Genomic DNA, 5,822 nt, shown 5'->3' with positions numbered 1-5,822 from the left:
TCCCGGGCTTTCCAGACGGAGATCCGGCTGGAACCAGTCATAGGCATGATAGCCGTGGTAGTCGAGACCGGAGCGGTTTTCTACCGGCGGAGTAATCCAGATGGCAGTGAAGCCCATGGACTTAATATAGTCCAGAGATTCGATAAGGCCCTTAAAGTCGCCTCTCCAGCTGGGATCTGCGGCATCAAAGCGGTCTCTGTCATAGTAGTTATTGCTCTCATCGCCGTCCTTGTAGCGGGCAGTCAGCACAAAGTAGATGGTCTCATCACGAAAGTCAGTGGCGTCAAGAACGGTGCCGCTTTTCTTGATAAACCAGAAATAATGCTGCTCCTGCTTCATGCCGTTGTCTCCCACTACGAGAGCGCGCAGTCTGTAGGCCGTGCCCAGACCATCGGCGGAAGTATCCTTGAGCTCAATGGGGCCGCTGTACTTGGTGGACTGTTCCGTAGGCTCGGTATTGTCCAAAGTGTAGTAAATGGAGCCGCCGACAGTGTTGAAATCGGCATCCTGCAGTCCCAGAGTAACGGTCTTGTCCTCATGATAGCTGCCGGGAGCCAGGTCTGCGGTCAGATAGGGAGCGGAAGCCACTCTCACATCGGAGGAAGCAATAGTGGCGGCATAGTCCATGGAGTACCACGGAATATCCCCGATGACAGTGCCCGGCTGGCTTTCGCTGCCGCCGCCACCGCCATTGTCACCGCCATTGTCACCGCCATTGTCGCCGCCGTTATCACCGCCGTTATCACCGCCGTTATCACCGCCGTTGTCGCCGCCGTTATCAGGGATCTTGGCGCCGCCTTCGGTTACCTGATCCGCGCCGCTGCCGCCGGAAAGCACGCAGTCATCCTTAGGCGTCCACTTGGAATCAGCATAGCAGCCGGCTACCGGAGCGCCTTTCAAATCACCGGTAAGCTTCTCGCCGCCCTTCAGGAAGATCACATTAACAGTGCTGGCAAAAATGGAGGAGGTGTCATAGAAGGACCATTCGGAGCTTTCAGTAGCTTTGACCATGGCTGCTCCGGGCCAGGGACCGGCATATTCCATTCCTGAGTCGTCATTCCAGATGTAAATGCCATCGGCATCGCCTTTATAGTAAATGCCTCTGGAAGCGGGCTTAACCTCAGCGGAGGCTCCGGCGGGCAGAGCAATATCGTAGGACTTCTTGGATTCGGCCTTGCCGTCTGAAACAGTAAGGGTAACAGTCTTGGTGCCGCCATCCTCATAGGTTACCTCGGCAGTGGCGCCGGTGGCGGTCTTGCCGTTGCCCAGAGACCAGGTGTAGGTGAGAGGATCCTTGTCAGCATCGGAGGCCACGGCAGTCAGAGTGCCGGAAAGCCCCTTGAAGGCATAATGGAAATCAGCCACCGGAGGATTGTTTGCATTGGTATTGCCGCCGTTGTCCCCGCCATTGTCCCCGCCATTATCACCGCCATTATCACCGCCGTTATCAGAAGCCTTGATGGAGACACTGTCGCTGTAGGAGCTTTCGGTCTTGCCGTCAGAAACCTTCAGGGTGACAGTATAGGTCGCGGTCTTATCGGGATAGGTATGGACAGGATCCTTATCGGCAGAGGTGCCGTTATCGCCAAATGACCAGGACCAGGTCATATCATCGCCGTCTTCATCAGAGGAAGCGTTGACAAAGGTTACCTTCCGCCCCTCAACTCTCGAAGTAAATTTGGCCGAAGGAGCATGATTGTCGCTCTGGACATTGATGGCAATCTTCTTCTTGGCAACCTCAACGCCGTCGGAGGTCTCAAGAGTAATGGTGTAAGCGCCGGAGGACGCAAAGGTATGAACGGCATCACGGTCTTCCAGCACGGTACCGTCGGAGAATACCCATCTGAAGCTCAAAACGTCGCCGTCATCGCTGTCTGATGACTTGTTAGTCAGGGAAACGGTAAGACCGTTCACCGTGAAATCAAAATCAGCCACCGGAGCATTGTTTACCGTGCCGGCTTCAGGAACAACCACCCGGGCCACGGAAGGACTGCTTTCGTTGCCGTTCTTATCGATTACCACCAGGCTTACATCGTAGGTTCCGGCAGCCTCATAGGTGTGCTTGGGAGCGGCTTCATCAGATGTGCCGCCGTCGCCGAATACCCATCTGTAGGCAGCTACGGATCCGGCGGAAAGGTTCTCGAAGGCAACCTCACGGGTATTCTTGTCCACAGAATAGGTAAAGGCGGCCTTTACCGGCTCCAGACACTGATCGGCGGTAACGGTAACCTTCTGTCTCAGCACAGAGGAGGTCTTGCCGTCAGATACCTTGAGATCAACATTGAACTCTCCGGCGGTAGCATAAGCATGGCTTACGGAGGTTCCGGCGCCGGGCTGGGAATTATCCCCGAAGCTCCAGGAATAGGTCAGCTTATCGCCGTCCTCATCCTCGGCGGATCCCTTGAAGGAAATGGTTCTGCAGTCGGTCTCGGAGAAGGTGAAGGTCAGAGACTTGGGAGCATGGTTGGAAGCGATATCCGCATCCTCCAGGTGATCAAAATTCTTGCTGGCCTTGAAGGATGCCACAATGGCTTCATCATCAAACCCCTTGGAAAGAGCCGAGGCAATCTTGGCAACGGCATCCGGATAGGTGACCACGCTGATGCCGGAGAAAACCTCGCCGCCGGCATTAAGAGCTCTCAGGAAGATCAGCGCCGGAGAATTCTTTTTAATTCTGCCGCGGTAATCGTCGCTGCTGCCGCCAAGGCCGGAGACGATTTTCCTGAGGCCGTCGTCATACTTTTCCAGCCAGAATTCCTGGTTATAAACCGAAACCATGTGGGACAGCGGATTAAGATAGGCGAATCCGGTCTTTCTGGAATCATTGAGAGCAACGTCGGAGAAGTAGCCGCGGTATACGGTGCCGTCAGTGTTTTCAGCAACAAACTGATGCTCGTTAATATTTTCTATGCCGCTAAGATTAATGGTGGCCTTTCCGGAATCGTCGGTAGCGGTGATGGTTTCTCCCTCATCGCAGGCTCCGTTATCGTTAAGGTCGTAGCAGACCCTGCTGCTCCCGAGATACTCGGCATTGAGGCCCTGAGCCAGCACAGAAACGGAATAGTCGCTGACAGCGGGAACCGGAGCCTCATTCTGATTCCCTTCCTGGCTGTTGCCGCCGCCACCGCCGCCTCCGCCGCCGCAGGCAGCGAGACCCAGACTCATCAATATTGCAAAGGAAAGCTTTTTGTATTTAAGCATATGCTGAGCACCTTATAATAATGTTTTGCTAAAGATTCATACGACGAAACCCTGCTTCAAAGCAGAATTTCTCAAATAGAGACAAATGTTAGAAAAATGTTAACAATAATGCTCCATTTTTATAATGAAAGCGTTTTTTATGCAAGGGCGTCATGTCGTTTTTGTGTGAGCTGCTTCTATTTTTTTAAAGAAGGCAGCTTTATTACTGAAATTGCGATCCGGATTCGCCATATTTGCGAGCCGGCCGGAGGATGAGAAGCCCCGGAGCGGAGACCTCCGGATTGGCTCCCGCGGCTGAATTCATCTAAAATTGATCTGGAATTGAGCTGAAATTGTTCTGAAAATGTGCCGCTCCCTTAAAAAACGATGCGTTTTCATGGAGCGGGAAACTGGTTTGTGAGATCATGACAAAAACGGAAAAGGCTTCCGGACACAGCCGGAAAACCGTCTCTCCCGCCCTGCCTGTCTGGTTTATTTATCAGGATGCCGCATGACCGAATTCAGTTTGCCTGTAAGCAGTATCTTACCCGATCCCGCTGCCCATGAAGAAGGTTTCTCCCCCCGGGGAGTTCCCATTGGTTCCGCCGGAGTGCTGGCGCTCACCGAACGCCAGGCTTACCGGGCCAGCAAGTACTCCTGCATCATGGAGCTGGAGCATTCGGCTTCGGCCAACAACGTTTTGCACCGGCCGGGCGGCATGGGAGTCAGCACCTTCGCATCCTGCCTGAGAACCTACTACGATGTGGCCTCCCAGGACATTTTTGACCGGGTGTTTCCGCAGAGCATGACCCACCGGGAGGTGCCGAATCACAGCTCCTTCGCCATGCTGGATTTTGATTTTGCCTATATCGAATTCATGCCGGTGTCCCGGATCATCGCCGAAAGCCTCCGGAGCTTTGCCGCCAAATACGGCCTCGCAGACTATGTTCCGGAAAGCGGCGATGACATTGCCGTCATGTTTCTCAGTTTTTTCGCCGCCTGTCAGAAAAACCGCTTCAGCCTGCCCATCTATGTCATTGCGGAAAACTATGACACCTTTTCATATTCGGATCCTCTGGGCAAAAACCCCGCCAGAAAAATCCCCCACTCCGTCTACCGGGTGTTTTTCACCATGCTGCAGAAGGCAGAAAACCAGGGGCTCATCGCCCGGATCTTTGTTTCCGGCATCATGCCCGTGTGCAATACCTTCGCCAGTCACGGCATCACCTTTAATTTCCGGGATATCTCCTTCGCCAGCGAATTCGCCGGCATTGCGGGCTTTACTGAAAAGGACGTGGGCATTCTGGTAAAGGACATTTTCATGTCCGACCGCAAGCAGGATATCAACTGCACGCCGGAGGAGTTTGCCGATACCCTGATAGGACAGCTGGACGGCTACAGCTTCTGTCCGGACACCAGCATCAGAATCATGAATCCCCGGACAGTGCTGCAGTGCCTGAACCTGCTCTTCACCAATGTGCAGAACGGCTTCTCGGATGTGAAGAACAGCCGGATCTCCCGGCTGCTCAACGCCGTGAAGACCGACTACAGCATCAATATCACCCAGATCGATCAGGATCTCCGGAAAAAGGGTTTCTGCTTTTCGGGGGTTAATTTCAACATGGGCTACGAGCTGGAAACCCAGAAGTTCATTGAGCTTATGTATTTTGCCGGAGTGCTCACCATCCGCGATGTGGAAAACGAATACGGCAAGTCTCCGGTGATCAACCTGCGTTTGGCTAATGCCTATGTCACCGAGCTCTGGCGCAATGCCACGGGGATCTGACGGCCCGGGGCTCCCTGTCCGGGAAATCACTGCTTGTCCCCGGCGGGCAAGGACTAAGAAGGCCTGAAGCTTCCGGGTACTGTGATCAGGACAGTACCTCTTTTATGATAAACCTGCCGTAAACATACATGATGACATAACGGCGGAGATCCGGAACCTTGGAAAGACGGTCATCCGTAACATAGAAGTTAAGCTGCTTTACCGCCCTCTCGTACAGGATTTTGGTAACCCGCATTATGGTGGTGTCCCGGGATTTGGCGTTTCTTTTATACTTGAACTCAAAAATATAGCTGGGGCCCCTGGGATTGGTATTTATGGCAACAAGATCCGCCCGGCCTCTTAGGGTGTTCAGGTCTTTAGCTCCCGGCATTATGCTGCTTTTAACGAATTCCTCAAACTCCCTAGCAGCCTCGGCATCCTCGGGAGACTTCTCCGGTACGGGTTCGCCAGATCCTTCACTCGGGGTATCAGACCCGTCATCCGGCACATCCTCATACTCCTCCTCTGTAAGACCGTCCGCAAAAACGAATTGGCCATTGTGTTTGATGGCATATTCCTTCGTAAGATCAAAGCTCCCTCCGGCGGCCACGCTTATGGCGGTGTATACCGTAAGAGCGATTTGGTTTTCGCCCTCACGGGCAACGTCAGTCTGGGTAAAACCGCCTGCAATCCGGTGAAGCATATCGCTTAGAACGGAAATGTCATTGGAAACCGCCATCATGCCGAGATCCTTTATGTTCTCGATTGCCCGGAGCGCTGCGGGAGAGCCGGCCAGCAGAAATCTGGAAAAGAGATCCCGGAAATATTCATTGGGAATGGTGAGGTACTCGACATTGAGACTGCAGTTGGGGGTGCG

The 5,822-nt window shown here is 53.5% G+C and carries 3 protein-coding genes; 1 reads left to right on the top strand and 2 read right to left on the bottom strand.

Annotated features, from left to right (window positions below):
- On the bottom strand, positions 1-3,201 hold a 3,201-nt coding region (locus ACJROR_RS04480), incomplete at its 3' end, for a PKD domain-containing protein (RefSeq protein WP_406546049.1).
- 490 nt (positions 3,202-3,691) lie between these two features.
- On the opposite strand from ACJROR_RS04480, the gene ACJROR_RS04475 reads away from it, so the two are divergent.
- Complete coding sequence (locus tag ACJROR_RS04475) at positions 3,692-4,966, top strand: AAA family ATPase (RefSeq protein WP_406546048.1); 1,275 nt, start codon at positions 3,692-3,694, stop codon at positions 4,964-4,966.
- A gap of 85 nt (positions 4,967-5,051) precedes the next feature.
- Here ACJROR_RS04475 and ACJROR_RS04470 read toward each other — a convergent pair.
- A partial coding sequence (locus ACJROR_RS04470; RefSeq protein ID WP_406546047.1) for a hypothetical protein occupies positions 5,052-5,822 on the bottom strand: 771 nt, incomplete at its 5' end.

This window comes from Succinimonas sp. (genome assembly GCF_045225735.1).
Classification (GTDB): domain Bacteria; phylum Pseudomonadota; class Gammaproteobacteria; order Enterobacterales; family Succinivibrionaceae; genus Succinimonas.
Note: the sequence above shows the minus strand (reverse complement) of the source record. Positions and strands in the feature narration are given on the sequence as shown.

Bases quoted from the DNA above. Each gene is read 5' to 3' on its own strand.
- ACJROR_RS04475 (WP_406546048.1), top strand. From the start codon at position 3,692: ATGACCGAATTCAGTTTGCCTGTAAGCAGTATCTTACCCGATCCCGCT.